General features: G+C 68.5%; 12 protein-coding genes, 2 tRNA genes and 2 pseudogenes. 6 read left to right on the plus strand and 10 right to left on the minus strand.

All coding sequences use genetic code 11. The annotated features are described in order from the left end of the window. Positions 1 to 72: 72 nt before the first annotated feature. On the plus strand, positions 73 to 1,140 hold the full coding sequence (locus AB1K54_RS10985) for a substrate-binding domain-containing protein (protein WP_371202790.1): 1,068 nt from the start codon (positions 73 to 75) through the stop codon (positions 1,138 to 1,140). 15 nt (positions 1,141 to 1,155) lie between these two features. Here the strand turns inward: AB1K54_RS10985 and AB1K54_RS10990 are convergent, their stop codons facing one another. After that, a complete protein-coding gene (locus tag AB1K54_RS10990; RefSeq protein ID WP_371202791.1) occupies positions 1,156 to 3,252 on the minus strand; it encodes a hypothetical protein in 2,097 nt (698 codons plus the stop codon). Positions 3,253 to 3,540: 288 nt separating this feature from the next. On the opposite strand from AB1K54_RS10990, the gene AB1K54_RS10995 reads away from it, so the two are divergent. From AB1K54_RS10995 to AB1K54_RS11005, 3 genes are all read left to right on the plus strand, one after another. After that, positions 3,541 to 4,698, plus strand: a complete 1,158-nt coding sequence (locus tag AB1K54_RS10995) for an ABC transporter substrate-binding protein (RefSeq protein WP_371202792.1) — start codon at positions 3,541 to 3,543, stop codon at positions 4,696 to 4,698. A 93-nt stretch (positions 4,699 to 4,791) separates the two neighbouring features. Next, positions 4,792 to 5,688 (plus strand): carbohydrate ABC transporter permease, encoded by an 897-nt coding sequence (locus tag AB1K54_RS11000; RefSeq protein WP_371202793.1) that lies wholly within the window; start codon positions 4,792 to 4,794, stop codon positions 5,686 to 5,688. Between the two features lie 15 nt (positions 5,689 to 5,703). Next, positions 5,704 to 6,576, plus strand: a complete 873-nt coding sequence (locus AB1K54_RS11005; protein ID WP_371202794.1) for a carbohydrate ABC transporter permease — start codon at positions 5,704 to 5,706, stop codon at positions 6,574 to 6,576. A 66-nt stretch (positions 6,577 to 6,642) separates the two neighbouring features. On the opposite strand, the gene AB1K54_RS11010 is transcribed toward AB1K54_RS11005, so the two are convergent. Together AB1K54_RS11010 and AB1K54_RS11015 are read right to left on the minus strand one after the other, a co-directional pair. Next, positions 6,643 to 6,719 (minus strand) — tRNA-Ile (locus AB1K54_RS11010). Positions 6,720 to 6,810: 91 nt separating this feature from the next. Then, positions 6,811 to 7,893 (minus strand): DMT family transporter, encoded by a 1,083-nt coding sequence (locus tag AB1K54_RS11015; protein WP_371202795.1) that lies wholly within the window; start codon positions 7,891 to 7,893, stop codon positions 6,811 to 6,813. A 42-nt stretch (positions 7,894 to 7,935) separates the two neighbouring features. Here AB1K54_RS11015 and def point away from each other — a divergent pair, with 42 nt between their 5' ends. Further along, positions 7,936 to 8,502, plus strand: coding sequence for a peptide deformylase (gene def, locus AB1K54_RS11020; protein WP_371202796.1), 567 nt, complete (start codon positions 7,936 to 7,938; stop codon positions 8,500 to 8,502). A 211-nt stretch (positions 8,503 to 8,713) separates the two neighbouring features. On the opposite strand, the pseudogene AB1K54_RS11025 reads toward def, so the two are convergent. Continuing rightward, positions 8,714 to 9,100 (minus strand): annotated as a pseudogene (locus AB1K54_RS11025) (AAA family ATPase); the annotation flags it as partial. Beyond that, positions 8,998 to 9,312 (minus strand): recombinase family protein, encoded by a 315-nt coding sequence (locus tag AB1K54_RS11030; protein WP_371202797.1) that lies wholly within the window; start codon positions 9,310 to 9,312, stop codon positions 8,998 to 9,000. The pseudogene AB1K54_RS11025 and the gene AB1K54_RS11030, both read right to left, overlap by 103 nt. Between AB1K54_RS11030 and AB1K54_RS11035 the strand changes: the two are divergent. After that, positions 9,287 to 9,583, plus strand: a pseudogene (locus tag AB1K54_RS11035) (site-specific integrase); the annotation flags it as partial. The gene AB1K54_RS11030 and the pseudogene AB1K54_RS11035 overlap by 26 nt on opposite strands. Positions 9,584 to 9,812: 229 nt before the next feature. Here AB1K54_RS11035 and AB1K54_RS11040 read toward each other — a convergent pair. The 5 genes from AB1K54_RS11040 to dusB form a co-directional block, all read right to left on the minus strand. Further along, positions 9,813 to 9,885: transfer RNA gene (locus AB1K54_RS11040), tRNA-Asn, on the minus strand. Between the two features lie 64 nt (positions 9,886 to 9,949). Continuing rightward, complete coding sequence (locus AB1K54_RS11045) at positions 9,950 to 10,735, minus strand: ATP-binding cassette domain-containing protein (RefSeq protein WP_371202798.1); 786 nt, start codon at positions 10,733 to 10,735, stop codon at positions 9,950 to 9,952. Between the two features lie 47 nt (positions 10,736 to 10,782). After that, the gene (dnaG, locus tag AB1K54_RS11050; protein ID WP_371202799.1) at positions 10,783 to 12,660 is read right to left on the minus strand and encodes a DNA primase; all 1,878 of its coding nucleotides are present in this window, start codon (positions 12,658 to 12,660) and stop codon (positions 10,783 to 10,785) included. Next, entirely contained in the window at positions 12,660 to 14,003 is a 1,344-nt protein-coding gene (locus AB1K54_RS11055; RefSeq protein WP_371202800.1) for a deoxyguanosinetriphosphate triphosphohydrolase, read from the minus strand. Before AB1K54_RS11055 ends, dnaG begins: the two co-directional genes overlap by 1 nt. Continuing rightward, entirely contained in the window at positions 13,993 to 15,183 is a 1,191-nt protein-coding gene (gene dusB, locus AB1K54_RS11060; protein ID WP_371202801.1) for a tRNA dihydrouridine synthase DusB, read from the minus strand. The genes AB1K54_RS11055 and dusB overlap by 11 nt, the downstream gene beginning before the upstream one ends. Positions 15,184 to 15,252 lie beyond the last annotated feature (69 nt).

A 15,252-nucleotide genomic window follows, 5' to 3' on the forward strand; every position in this document is an offset into this window, starting at 1 on the left:
GGAAAACTCATTCGAACATAAACGAACAGATTCAATCGGAATACACACGGGTCAACTAGATTCGTTCACATGATGAGCGAGGAACGCCGGGAGCGGATCCTGCGGGAGGTCTCTCTGCGTGGTCGCATCAATGTCGCCGAGTTCGCGGAACGCCACGGCTTTTCCGGCATGACGATACGCCGGGATCTCGCGGTCCTGGCCGACCGCGGGCTGCTCCGCCGCATTCACGGCGGAGCGATCGCCGCAGCAGAGGGCGCCGCGACCGGCGATCGCGGGCTCGGCACCGGCGCGGGGCCGATCGCCACCGTCGGGCTCATCGTGCCCGATGCGACCTACTACTTCCCTCAGGTGATTCGCGGGGTGAGCGTTGCGGCGCGACAGTCGGGGCTACGGCTGGTGCTGGGCGTGACGAACTACGAGCCTCGAGAAGAGATCCGACAGCTGACGAAGCTGAGCGACAGCGGCGTGGGCGCGATCATGCTCGTGACCGCCCGCCCCGGCATCGACGAGGCGCGCACGTGGGATTGCCTCGCCCGTGTCCGACCGCCGGTCGTCTTGGTCGAGCGGTCGTTGGAGAACGCGCCGACGTCGCTGCGCATGGACGCGGTCCGCTCCGATCACAGTTATGGCGCCGAACTCGCCGTCGCGCACCTCGTCGATGCCGGGCACCGGCGGATCGGTCTGATCTGCCGCGAAAGCGCGACGGCACCTTGGATCGAGCAGGGCTACGAGCGTGCCGTGTCGAGGCTCGGGCTGCCCGAGGACGCACCCCGGATGCGGGCACCGTCGCCTCGATGGGGCAACGAGTCCGCGGCGGGGAGTCTCCGGGACTTCCTGGACCGTTGTCTTGCGTCCGACACCCGCGCGGCGATCGTCCTGCCGGACGAACTGGGCATCAATCTGCTCAGCCTCGTCGAGGAGTCGGGACTGCGCGTACCGCAGGACTTCTCCATCGTCACCTACGACGACGAGGTCGCGGGCCTTGCGAGTGTCCCCCTCACCTCTGTTGCTCCGCCGAAGGACGCCGTCGGGCGCCGCGCGCTCACCACGTGTCTGATGCGCATAGAGGAGCGGGAGCGTTCTCCCGCACAGCGCGTCGAGCTCGTTCCAGAGCTGCGGGTGAGGGAGTCCACCGCCTAAGTCCTTTCCGCCGGTTCAGGCGACAGAAGGCGCGGCGACGACGAGCGTGTCGCCTCGCCTCACGGTCGCGCTCGCGACGACCCCGCGCGGGCCCCGCGAGAGGGCCGCTGAGCCGGTCACGACGACGGCATCGACCATGTCGGTGTCGATGAGGATGTCGTCGTCCCGGGCGGCGACAACCTGCACGCGAACGGTGACGCCGTCTCTGCGCTCCGCGCCGACGCGGTGTCCGCCACGGACGCGCAGATCACTGAACCGCGCTGAGCGCCACGTGCTCGGCACCGCGGGAAACACCCTCACGCGTCGCGCCGGCTCGTCGATGAGAAGGTCCAGCAGTGCCCGCGCCGCCGCCAGAGGCGTCTCCAGCACGGGCCCCGTCTCCCGGTACATCGTCGTCGCCGAGAGGCATTCGCGAGTGAGCATGCGCAGCTGTGCCAGCGCGGCATCGCCGTCACCGAGTTGGGCATACATGCTCGCGGCACCGGTTCGACTGTAGCCTCGGAGCGCATCGGGCATCGAGAGCCAGTGGCGCAGCGATTTCAGAAGCAGTCTGGCGCACGCCGGGTCGTCCGCATCCAGAAGGCGCAATGGCTCGAACCACAGCAGATGCGAATAGTGCCGATGGCTCTCGTCGAGCCTGCGATTCTCTCCGATGAGCAGCCCCTCTTTCGGGTCCGCGGGCGCAGGGGCGAGCATGCTGAGCGTGCGCGCCCAGCGCGCCGACACGGTCCTTGGTCCGTGCGCGAGCATACGAAGCCCCCAGGTGAGCAGCGCAAGGTCGTAGTTCGCGTCACGGGCGTCGGCGAACTCGGGTGAGTGCGTCACAGGAAGGTGGAGGATGCCGTCGGCATCGGCCTCCAAGACATCGAGGTACGTCTCCACGGCCGCCTCGATGAGGGGCATCATCACCCGCTCGACGCTGCGTTCGTCACCCGCGGTCTCGCGCAGTTCGACTGCTGTGTGCAGCGCCCAGAGAAGATTCCCCGCCTCAGCCCCTGCCGTCCCCGGCGGAGGGACGAGCTCGGAATCGAGATCCTCCTGGCTGGTGCGCCCGATCGCCGCCCGCCCTGGGCGGGCGGTGTTGCGCTCCAACTGCGCGGAGTGTGCACGAAGGCTCGACGAGAGCGAGTCGAGTTCGTGATGACCCGTTCGAGCAGCGAGCGGATAGGACAGCTGCACGTTCAGGTTCCACCAGGCCCCGGCCCACGGTGTCGCGGTCAGCCACGGACCCATCGTGGTGATCACCGCGCCGCCCGCACGGGTGGCCGAGGCCAGTTTGTAGAGCTGGATCCAGAAGAAGCCGTTCAGGGCGTCGGGGACTTCCACATAGCTCGCTCTGAAGAAGTTCCGCCACCACGTGAGATGAGCCAGCCGCCGAAGGCGCAGGTTGCAGTGGGTATCGTGCACACCCGCCACTGCGTGCCGCAGCTCATCCGCCGCGTGCTCGTGCGCACTCGCCAGTCGCGCGCAGAGGACCGTACGCGAGTGTCGGCTCGCCCAGGCGACGACATAGCCGCCGCCCGCGGCGAGGTCCTGCACGCACGCGAAGGCGTCATCGACGCGGACCTCGCGTGCGACGGGGTGGTCAAGCAGGTCGGCGGGGCGCTCCTGGGGTGCGAACGCAAGGCGCGGTGGAGTCGGCGCGGCAGGTGAGAACCGCCACTCGAGCTGCTCCCCCGCTCTGTGAATCACAACGACCGCGTCCGCTTCTGCGGTGATGAACACGTCTACGGCGACCTGCCAGCCCTCGCCGTCGATGGCCAGAGACAACGTGGCGCTCTCGAGGTCGAGCCGCCAGCGACACGCCTCGACGCGTGACGGCAGCGAGGCGCAGAGCTCACCCATCGGCAGGCGGCTGCCGCCCCAGAGCGGTCCCCCCGTCGGCTGGTGGTCACGCGAGAGGTTGTGGTCGATCCAGATGCGGACGCTGCCGTCGGCGATCGTCACGAAGCAGCCGAGTGCGCCGTTTCCCAGGAACGGTGCGTCGAAGAACTCGCGCGGCGGCTCCTGCCCCGAAGGCGACGCGCGCCCCAACGCGGCAGACCAGCGGTCAGGGCCGTCGTGGAAGACGTTGGCCCTTCCGCACGACGAGTGGGAGGCATCGGGTTTCATAGCGCGGCGAGTCTATGCGAGCGACGCCCGTGATGTGGGCGGAAATGCCCGTATATGTTCATCACTGTTCATATCTGCGCAATTGGCTTGACGAGCGCCTGACCTTCGAGTTTCGCTGGCAGTCGCCGAACCCGAATGGCTACGTGACGAGGAGGTCAGCACATGCGTGCCCACAGCAAAAGGAAGAAATGCACCGCTCTATTGGCTCTGGCAGCGATTGCGGTGATCGCAGGATGCTCGAGCAAGCCCCCGGAGGGGGCCGAGACGTCATCGTTCACCTACTGGTCGATGTGGAACCAGAATGAACCGCAGGCTGCGATCATCGCCGATGCGATCGACGCGTTCACGAAGGACACCGGGATCGAGGTGGACGTCCAGTGGCAAGGGCGCGAGAACATCACGAAACTCGTTCCCACACTCAGAGTCGGTGCAGCGGCCGATCTCGTCGACGGCTCCGTCAACGCGTTGGGACCGATCACTTCCAACGCCCAGCAGCTCGATCTGACCGACACCTACGCTCAGACGGTTCCGGGAGAGGACGCCCCGCTGTCGAAGGTCATCTCCTCGGCATACGTCGATGCGGTGTCCGACGAGTCCGGCATCCCGACGATGGTGCCCTACGAGGTGCTGAGCGAGGCGATCTGGTTCGACTCGGCGAAGTATCCCGAGCTGACCGAGACCCCACAGGACTGGGACTCGTTGATCGACGTCCTCTCGCAGATCGACGGCACCGGCACCCCCGCGATCGCGATCCCCAGCAACGACGCCTACTGGGTCACCCTGCTCTTGGAGCGGTCTGTCGGGGTGGCCGGCCTGCGCGCACTCGCGTCCGATGAGACCGGCAAGGCCTGGGAGGCCCCTGGCGTTCGCGAGGCCCTGGAAGCCTTCGATGAACTGCGCGCGTTCTTCCCCGACGGCTACGCTGCCAACCAGGGCGCAGACGCGCAGAACCTCTGGGCAAGCGGTGGTGCGGCCACGTATCTGTCCGGGACCTGGGTTCCCAGCGAAGCGGCGCCCAACGTCGCGAACGGCTTCACCTTCGACTCGCTGCAGATCCCCGCTCTCAAGCGGGGCGGCTCGACCGCGGTGGGCGCGAACTTCATCGGCTTCACGATCCCCGCCTCGGCGGAGAACTCCGACGCTGCGGCAGAGTTCATCGCCTACTTCTCGCAGAAGGAGTATGCGGAGCGCATCGCAACGGAGGCGGTGCAGATCTCGCCGCGCGATGACGTCGAGGTGCCCGAACAGCTGAGGTCCGTTGCAGAGGCGCTCACCCAGAGCGACCTGTACGCAGATCAAGGCGGACTCGCTCGAGACTTTCCGGACTGGTACACGACGATCTTCCGCACCATGGTGACCAACTTCGTCACCGGGCAGAGCGATGCCGATTCCTTCATCGCCGAGTCGAAGCGTCAGACTGTCGAGTACCTGGCGGTGAACGGCTGACCTGACCGTCTCCCCTCGCGGGCGGCAGCCGTACATCCGCCGGCTGGGAGCGCGGAACACACCGCGCTCCCAGCCTCGACCTAGGCCACCACCATGACCACGACAGCGTTCGCGCGCAAGCAGCGCCAGCTCACCGTTCCCTTCGTCCTCCTCGCCTTCGTGCTCTACACCGCGCTCTTCATCGTCCCGACGTGCTATTCGATCTATGCGAGTTTCACGAACTGGAATGGGATCGACGAGCCCACCTGGGTGGGCTTCATGAACTACCTGAGGCTCGCTCAGGATCCCGTGTTCCACAGAGCCTTCCTCAACACCGTGTGCATCACAATCGGTGCCGGGGCGCTGCTGTTCGTGCTGAGCTTCGTCATGCTCCTCGTGATCAGGGAGATGCGCTTGGCGCGGTTCATCCGCGCCGCGCTCTTTCTGCCTCACCTCGTCTCGACGATCGTGCTGGCGATCTTCTGGGGGTTCCTGTTCCGCTTCGACGGCCTCGTGAACACCTTTCTCGGGGCGCTCGGGATCCCCCCGGTGGCGTGGATGGGACCGGACACCGCGTTCCTGTTCATCCTGCTGGGACTCATCTGGATCCATCTCGGGTACTACGTGACAATCCTCATGGCCGGAGTCGACGCCATCCCGGTCAACTACTACGAGGCTGCGCTCCTCGACGGCGCAGGGCCGTGGCAGCGATTCCGCAACGTCACCCTCCCCCTGGCCTGGGACGTCGTCGGCGTCGCCGCCGTGCTGTGGACGATCAGCTCGGTGAAGATCTTCGAGTTCATCCTCGCCTTCTCCGGAACACAAGGAGCGCTTCCCCACGTGAACCAGTGGAACACCGCCCTCTTCGTCTATGGGAAGACCCTGGGGGGAGGCGCGGCAGCCTTCCAGTTCGGCTACGCGTCAGCCGGTGCCGTCGTCACGCTCGTCTTCGTCGCGGTGCTCGTCGTGCTTCTGCGACGAGTGATGCGCCGCGACACGATCGAGTTCTGAGAGTCGAGAATCCGCATGAGCAACTCATACTCCCGCACCCGTCCCTCTCTTCGGACCTTCGACGGCGGAGCCTTCCAGCGCGTCGTCTCCGTCGGAGTCTGGGCGATCGTGCTGTTCAGCGTCGCAGCCTTCGCCTTCATCATCACGAGCGCTTTCAAGTCCAGCGGTGCGATCCTCCGATCCCCGTGGAGCCTGCCCGAATCCCTTCACTTCGAGAACTGGGTGAAAGCCTGGACGGACGGCAACCTCGGCGTCGGCTTCCTGAACTCGGTCGTCCTGGTCGTCGCCGCCTCTCTCACCACGACGGTCATCGCCGCGCCGGCCGCGTACGCCCTCAGTCGGCGCGGCGGTCGCTTCGCGAACGCGACGCTCGTCTACTTCGTGCTCGGCCTGGGCATCCCGATGCAGATCATCGTGCTTCCGCTCTATTCGGTGTTGCTCGGCCTCGGCCTGATCAACTCGCTGCCGGGACTGTTCATCTTGTACGTGGTGGTCAATCTCCCGTTCACCGTGTTCCTCCTCACCGGCTTCTTCAGGAGTCTGCCCAGCGAGCTGGAGGACGCAGCCGCCCTCGACGGACTCACGCCGAACCGCACCTTCTGGACGATCATGCTGCCTCTCGCCAGAGGAGGACTGACGACGGCGGTACTGCTCAACGCCATCAACGTGTGGAACGAGACCTTCCTGGCCCTCATGTTCATCCAGACCAACGACAACTACACGCTCCCGCTGGCGATCCTCAACTACTTCCAGCAGCAGCAGTACTCCGGCAGCGACTACGGGGCGCTCTTCGCGGCCGCGTCCATCAGCATCTTGCCGATGATCGTGCTGTACGCGTGGTTCGGTCGACGCCTGACGATCGGCATCACAAGCGGCGCGCTGAAGTAGACCGAACACCACGCTTGACGGCCCCGCACGCGGTCGAGGCGTCGCCCCACGGGCGACGCCTCGATCTGGTAGGGCGGGTGGGACTTGAACCCACGATCGTCGGGTTATGAGCCCGCTGCCTTGACCAGCTTGGCCACCGCCCCTCGCCCTTGAAGCCTATCGTCCCGCTTCGGCCGATCCCCCACCTGAGTCGTAGCCGCGGAAGGAGCGTGGCGAGGCCCCCGGGCGACGACGTCACATCGGGCGAGCGCTGTCGCCCTTGTCGCGAATCGGCGGGTCAGGCCACACCTTCGCCACAGCCTCGGTGACCCGCACCGAGCCGGTCTTCGGATGCGCCGGATCGGCCGACCCGCTTCCGCGCTGGATCGGCAGCTCCTGGCTGTCGCTCAGCACCTGCGGGTGGTAGCGCGCCAACTGGAACACCCCCCACACCGCCAGGGCACCCGCGACGCCGAATCCGAGGTAGGCCCACAACGGGGCGCCCGCGGCCTCGCCGAGGATCGCGAGGCCGATGACGATCGCGACGATCGGGTCGATCACGGTGAGGCCCGCGATCACGAGGTCGGGCGGACCCGACGAGTACGCCGTCTGCACGAAGTAGGCACCCAGCGCGGACGCGATGATCAGCGCGACCAGCGACGTGAGGGTGAGCCACTCGAAGTTCGCGTGCTGGATGCGGCTGATGACGACCTTGGCGAGCGTGGCCACGAAACCGTAGAGCACGCCCGCCGCGACGATGTAGAAGAGGGCGCCGATGCGCGTGCGCAGCCACAGCCACAGGCCCGTGAACACGATCGCGACGCCCAGCAGCAGCAGCAGGATCGTCACCACCTGCTGGTCGGTGACGGCCTCTTCGGTCGCGAACAGGGCTGCGATCGTGACGAAGATGACGATCCCCGCGACACATGCGGAGATGGCCGTGAGCGAGCGGCCCGTCGGCTTGTGGCCGCTGATGCGGGCGTTGAGCAGCGTCGTGATGACCAGCGCGAGCGCGCCGAGCGGCTGGACCACGATGAGCGGGGCGAACGCCAGGGCCGACAGTTGGCACACGATCGCGAGCGCCAGCATGAGGGTGCCGATGACCCAGGACGGTCGGGCGAGCAGTCGCAGCAGTTGGTGCAGGTTCAGTCCCTGCGTGGCAGTGGAGCCGCTCAGCCTCTCGACCTTGATGACGCCGCGATGCTGATACTGAGCGCCGAACGACATGAAGACCGCGCCCAGCAGCGCGAGCGGGATGCCGATGAGCAGCCCGGGGTTGCGGAACACCCCGACAAGCGTGTCTCCGACGCTCTCGATGTCGACCGCGGTCACCAGCACTCCTCGACACTACCTTTCAGGTCGCGCGGCTAGGCTCATTGCGTGGCTGTTCTCCCCATTCGCATCATGGGCGATCCCGTCCTGCACGCGCCCGCGTCCCCCGTCGAAGAGATCACGGACGAGATCCGTCAGCTCATCGCCGACATGTTCGAGACGATGGATGCCGCACCTGGCGTGGGTCTCGCGGCACCCCAGGTGGGCGTCGGCCTCCGCATCTACACCTACGCCTACCAGGATGACGAGGGCAACCCCTGGCGGGGTGCGATCCTCAATCCCGAACTGTGGATGCGCCCCCTCGAGCCGGGCGAGCCCGACCCCGACGACGAGTCCGAGGGGTGCCTGTCGTTTCCGGGCGAGCGCTTCCCGCTGCGCCGCTCCGAGAGCGTGCTGGTGACCGGCATCGACCTCGACGGCGAGCCGCTGCGCATCGAGGTGGACGGCTGGCGCGCACGCATCATGCAGCACGAGTTCGACCACCTCGACGGCATCCTGTATATCGACCGCCTCGGCGACACCGACTGGAAGACGACGCAGAAGATCGCACGCAAGCGCGGCTGGGGTCGCCCAGGGCAGTCGTGGACGCCAGGCGTCGACGACATCGACGCCTGATCGCCCCCGATATCGCGGCGCCGCGGGCACGAAAAAAGCCCCGAGGGTGGAGCCTCGAGGCCTTCGCTCCCCCACTTGGACTCGAACCCGAAGACGTGCCCCAGATCGCATCGGGCCAATCCTCGAAACGTGAATCGCCGCGCGCATGCGTACCGGCGTGGCCCTGGTGGTGAACGACCACTCCTTCCGGAATCCCTGCTTCGGCCTTGAGCGCGTCGAAGGCCCCGAGAATCGTCCCGGCCTCCTTGTGCTCATCAAGCCCGAGTGCATCCATCAGCGGGCGGATGGGGTCAAGGATGAGGACGTCGAACCCTGTGAGCTTGTCCGCCCACTTGGCGCGAACGCTATCGTCTGTGATCCGAAAGGAGCCCGCCCGCCCGCGCAGCGAGAAGCGCGTGATGTCCCCAGGGTTCTTGATCTCCAGCCCACGAAGCCATGCCCGTGCGGCGCTGTCGCTCATCTCGAAGTCGAGGATGGCGACACGGCGACGGCGGTTCACGGCGAACCGGTCGAGGAAGAGCACTCCGTCAACAAGCGATCGTGCAAGGTTGAACGTGGCCGTCGTCTTCCCGCTCTTGCGTTGCGCAGCGAGGAGCACGTTCCCTCCGTCGTGCATAAGTCCCTCGATCGTGAATACTTCGGCTTCGTCCGCGCCGCGTCGATGCGCTCCGTAGTCATTACCGTCGGCCGTCCGCCGATTCTGCCGTTCTGCCGTGCGTACTCGAGCCCGCGACGGGTGTTCTCCCGGATGAGGTCGACGCGGAGCTGCGCGAACACGGCGACGATGCCGAACAGGGCACGGCCCGGCACCCCGAAGACGCACCAGGCCCGCTCTGTGCCGCTCCCGTCCTTCTTGGCTCAGGCGCTCGCCCGCGCGTGCGAGGGAAAGGATCGGGACGCCCTGGTGTTCGGCGACGGGAAGACCCACCTGGGACAACCCACACACCGAGACGCATGGTTCACGCGCTCTCTGAAGGCTCTCCGCGAGGATTACCCGGACTTCCCGAAGGTCACCGTACATGATCTGCGCCACACCGCCGCGTCGCTCGCGATCACCTTCGGCGCGAACGTGAAGGCGGTCCAGCGCATGCTCGGCCACGCGTCGGCGGCGATGACGCTGGACACGTACGCCGATCTTTTCGACGACGACCTCGATGCGCTCGCGAAAGCGATGGAAGACGCCCGAGATCGAGCGAATGTGGGCACGATGTGGGCAGATGAGGCAAGACCTGACGCGCATCGTCGCGACAGGGGCTCAGAATCCCCGAAAAATCAAGAAAGGCCCCGAGGGTGGAGCCTCGAGGCCTTCGCTCCCCCACTTGGACTCGAACCAAGAACCTATCGGTTAACAGCCGATTGCTCTGCCAATTGAGCTATGGAGGATCATCGTCCGCTCTGCGCGGGCAACCAGACCATGCTACCAAAGCCTATGGGGTGGTGATGACCATCACGAGGCCACCAGTCGGTGGTTCACGTCCGTTCCGGGGGTCCAGAGCAGGCCGTCCGTGCCGTGCCCGAACGCGATCGTGTGCCCCGCGCGCAGCACGAGCACATCCGTGTCGAGGTCTCGCACCACATCGGCCTCGTTCGTGACGATGAGCGTCGACATGCCGTACGCGTCGCGGCGGCGCAGGATCGCATACTTGGCGGCGCGACGGGCCTCGACGTCCATGTTCGCGAGCGGGTCGTCGGCGATGAGCACACGCGGCTGCAGCACGAGCGCGCGAGCGAACGCGACCCGCTGACGCATGCCGGCGCTCAGCTCGTAGGGATACTTCGGGGCGGCGCCGAGCGGCAGCATGAGTTCGTCGAGCAACGACGCGACCCGCACCGCGAGCGCGCGCTGGTCGACGCGCCGGTCGCGGCTGGTGAGGGGCTCGCCGATCAGCTCCGAGACGGTGCGCCGCGCGGGCAGCGACGCCCCGGCGCGCTGCGGCAGGTAGCCGGCGAAGTAGGTGAGTTCGCGATGCGCGCGGCCGGGGTGACGCACGCGGATGCCTTCGACCTCGGCATCCCCGCCCACGACGGCCAAGCCCGGCTCTGCCGTGCCCGACAGCACCGAGACGAGGCTCGACTTGCCCGCGCCGGTGGGCCCCATGATCGCCAGCGCCCCCGCGCGCGGCAACACGAACGAGACGCCGTCGACGACGCGGGCCTGCGCCCCGCGGCCGCCGCGCGCTACCGACAGGTCGTTCGAGCGGATGGCAACGTCGGCTTGTCTGCTGCGGTGCATGTGCACATCCTGCCGCGCGCCGAGCCTGCGCGCCACTCCGACGCGCATCAGCGCTCGGCGGCGAGCCTCGCGCGCTCCAGATCGAGCTCGCGCAGGCGCATCCGGATGCGCCGGCCCTCCTCGGAGTCGGGCGCGACGCGCTGGATCGCCCCGAGCAGCTCGCTCTTCTCGCGATCGACCTGGCGCAGCAGCAACCGCTTCGCCAGAGCCGTCGTCGAGGCGACCGCCGCCTCGTCGGTGAGCGCCGGAAAGTCGGCGGCGAGAAGCTCCGCCGCCAGCGACCGGAACGGCTCCCGCACGGCCGAGACCGCCTCGACCGCCCACCCCGGCCGCTCCTTGTCGGGCGCCGCCAGCACCGCCTGGCGCACCGCGTCGAGCGCGGGGTGACGAAACGGCAGGGCGAGCGCGCGGTCGCGCAGCGCCGGGTCGATCCGGTGGCCGAACTGCAGAAAGCCCATGAGCGCGTCCCGCTCGAGCACGACGTCCGCGGTGCGCGGCAGCGACGCCAGCGTCACGCGGACGATCTCATCGACGGATGCCTCGCCCCCGCCACCGCCCGGCGGCTCGGCGCGCGAGCGGGCGGAGGTGGCGGCATCCGTCCGCCCTCCCGCGCGGCGCGCGCGCTCGACAGCCTGCGTGACCTCGCCGAGGTCGAGGCCCAGCCGCCGCGCGAGCACACGGGCGTAACCGGGGCGGAGCGCGGGGTCGCGGATGTCGGCGACGATGGGCGCTGCCGCCCGCAGGGCTCCGGCGCGCCCCTCGACCGTGGCGAGGTCGAAGCCTGCGAGCCGGCGGTCGATCACGAACTCGAACATCGGGGTCTTGGTGTCCAGGAGCGCGCGCACGGCGGCATCCCCCCGGTTCAGCCGCAGGTCGCACGGGTCGAGCCCGTCGGGCGCGACAGCGACATAGGTCTGAGCGGCGAAGCGCTTCTCGTCGCCGAACGCGCGCAGCGCGGCCTTCTGCCCTGCCTCGTCGGGGTCGAAGGTGAAGACCACCTCGCCGGCGGAGGAGTCATCGCCCATGACCCGCCGAAGCACCGTGATGTGGTCCGCGCCGAAGGCGGTGCCGCAGGTCGCGATCGCCGTGGTGATGCCGGCGAGGTGGCACGCCATGACGTCGGTGTAGCCCTCGACCACGACGACGCGGTGCTCGCGCGACACGTCGCGCTTGGCGAGGTCGAGCCCGTACAGCACCTGCGCCTTGCGGTAGATCGGCGTCTCGGGGGTGTTCAGGTACTTCGGGCCGTTGTCGTCGTCGAACAGCCTGCGGGCGCCGAAGCCGATCACCTGGCTGGTCACGTCGCGGATCGGCCACACCACGCGACCGCGGAAGCGGTCGTAGACGCCCCGCCTGCCCTGCGAGACGAGCCCGGCGGTCGAGAGCTCCTCGTCGGTGAAGCCCTGCGCGCGCAGCGCTCCGTGCATGCCCGACCAGCCCTTGGGGGCGAACCCGACACCGAAGTGCGCGGCGGCGCCCGCGTCGAACCCGCGTGCGCCGAGGAAGGCGCGCGCCGCCTCGGCCTCGGGCGTCATGAGCTGCGCGCGGAAGAACTCCCCGGCCGCCGCGTTGGCGGCATACAGGCGCGCGCGGCCTGTCGTCTCGGGGGCGGCGCCGCCGTCCTCGTAGTGCAGCGCGAAGCCGAGCCGACCCGCGAGGCGCTCCACCGCCTCGGTGAACGAGAGATGGTCCATCTTGCGCAGGAACGAGTACACATCACCCGACTCGCCGCAGCCGAAGCAGTGGTAGAAGCCCGCTTGCGGGCGCACGTTGAAACTGGGGCTGCGCTCGTCGTGGAACGGGCACAGCCCCTTCATCGCGCCGACGCCGGCGGGCTTGAGGGCGACCCGCTCGCCGATGATGTCGGCGATGTTCGTGCGCGCCTTGACCTCGTCGACGTCGGCCTGGGCGATGCGGCCGGCCATCAGTCGGCCGCGCCGGGCTTGGGGGCAGCCGGCGACCACACGCCGAGCGCCGCGGGGTCGACGTCGCCGACGAGCCGGCCGTGCCACGCGATCGCGAGCTGATCGGTGAGGCCCGCGACCTGGTCTACGACGACACGGCGGCGCGCGGCATCCGTCTGTGCGAGGGCGAAGTCCCGGGCGTGGATCGCGTCGAGAGACTCCGGATGCTCCCACAGGGCCGTCGCGAGGCGCTTGAGCAGGCGCCGCTGCTCCTTGTAGAGGCTCCGGCGCCCCTCGATCGACACGACCACGGCTCCGATGATGCCCTTGAGCACCGCCATCTCGGCCTCGACGACACGCGGCACGACGACATGCGCGCGGTAGCGGGTGAGCACCGACACGTCGTACGCCTCGCGTGTGGCGGTCGTCGCGGCGCGCGCGAAGCGCCCGATCAGGTCGGACGTGAGGTTCTTCAGGCGCGCGTGCGCCGCACGGGTGCCGTCGAAAGCGTCGATCCATTCCGGCATCCGCATCAGGCGGTAGAGGGCGTCCTCGAGCTCGTCGCGCGCGTAGTCGAATCCGACCCACGACTGGATCGCGCGCAGCAGCGCCTCATGCTCGCCCGAGTCGGCCAGCCGCGCAGGGTCGAGGTATCCGTTCACGACGGCGTCTTCGAAGTCGTGCACGGAGTAGGCGATGTCGTCCGAGAGGTCCATCGCCTCGGCCTCGATGCAGCGCACGCGGCCCGGTGCGCCCTCGCGCATCCACGCGAACACGTCTTCGTCGTCTGGGTAGACGCCGAACTTGAGCCGGCCGCCCGGATCCGGCAGAGGATGCGCCGCGGTCCACGGGTACTTGCAGGTCGCGTCGAGGCTCGCGCGCGTGAGGTTGAGGCCGAACGTGGCGCCGTCGTCTCCGATCACCTTCGGCTCGAGGCGCGTGAGGATCCGCAGGGTCTGGGCGTTGCCCTCGAACCCGCCGATGTCGTCTGCCCAGTCGTTGAGGGCGCGCTCGCCGTTGTGCCCGAACGGCGGATGCCCCAGGTCGTGGCTCAGGCACGCCGTGTCGACGACATCCGGCGACAGCTGCAGCGAGGTCGCCAGCTCACGGCCGACCTGGGCGACCTCGAGCGAGTGCGTCAGCCGGTTGCGTGCGAAGTCGGCGGGGCTCGCCGGGCTCAGCACCTGAGTCTTGGCCGCGAGTCGGCGAAGTGCCGCAGAGTGCAGCACGCGCGCCCGGTCGCGGGCGAAGTCGTCGCGCAGGGACCGGTGCTGCTCGGGGTGGACGCGCGCGGCGTCGTCGTCGTCGTAGCCCTCCGGCCGCCCCGACCAGGCGCCCGCTGCGGCGACGCGGTCAGCCGCCACTGGTGTCGAGCTCCGCTTCGGCGAGAGCGGCGGATGCCTCGGCCCCGAGCTCGCGCGAGCTCAGCCACCCGTCGGGCAGGGCCGGGCGCTTGGGGGTTCCCGCACGCCCGCGCTGACCCTCGGCGGCCGCACCGGGGTAGGGCGCGTCGAGGTCGAGGGTGGCCAGCAGCTCGTCGATCTCGGCGAGGGTGGACGCGGTCGCGAGGCTCGCACGCAGTTCGCCCCCCACCGGGTAGCCCTTGAAGTACCAGGCGACATGCTTGCGGATGTCGCGGCAGCCGCGACCTTCGTCCTCGAAGAACTCCACCAGCAGCTCGGCGTGGCGCCGGAATGCCCCTGCCACGAAGCCGAGCGTGGCGTCGGGTCTCGATACAGCGCCGCTTCGCGTCGGCACTCGACCACCGGAGGGTGCCAGCGCCTCGGCGAGGTCGCCGAACAGCCACGGGCGGCCGAGGCATCCGCGGCCCACCACGACGCCGTCGCAGCCGGTCTCTTCCATCATGCGCACGGCGTCGTCGGCACTCCAGATGTCGCCGTTGCCGAGCACCGGCACACTCGTGACGGCCTCTTTCAGCTTCGCGATCGCCGACCAGTCGGCCTCGCCGGAGTAGAACTCCGCGGCCGTGCGCGCGTGCAGCGCGACGGCGGCGACTCCCGCGTCCTCGGCGATGCGGCCCGCGTCGAGGTAGGTCAGGTGATCGGCGTCGATGCCTTTTCGCATCTTGACCGTGAGCGGCACATCTCCTGCCGCGCGCACCGCGCGCGTGACGATGTCGCGGAACAGGCCCGTCTTCCACGGCAGCGCCGAGCCGCCGCCCTTGCGGGTGACCTTGGGGACGGGGCATCCGAAATTCAGGTCGATGTGATCGGCACGGTCCTCGTCGACGAGGATGCGCACGGCCGCCTCGGTCGTCGCCGGGTCGACGCCGTAGAGCTGGATCGAGCGCGGGGTCTCGGACTCGTGGTGAGTGATCAGCCGCATCGTGGTCGCGTTGCGCTCGACGAGCGCCCGCGTCGTGATCATCTCGCTCACGTACAGTCCCGCGCCGTACTCGCGGCACAGGCGCCGGAACGCGGTGTTCGTGATGCCGGCCATCGGCGCGAGCACGACGGGCGCGTCGAGCACGAGCGGCCCGATCGCGAGCGCGCGCGCGGGAGCCGGGGCGAGAGTCGGTGTCACCCGTCCATCATCCCAGACTCGACCTGGACGGGAGCGGGATGACGGCGCATGGGCGCTCTCGAGCCGAGT

The organism is Microbacterium sp. BWT-B31, assembly GCF_041379855.1.
Lineage (GTDB): Bacteria > Actinomycetota > Actinomycetes > Actinomycetales > Microbacteriaceae > Microbacterium.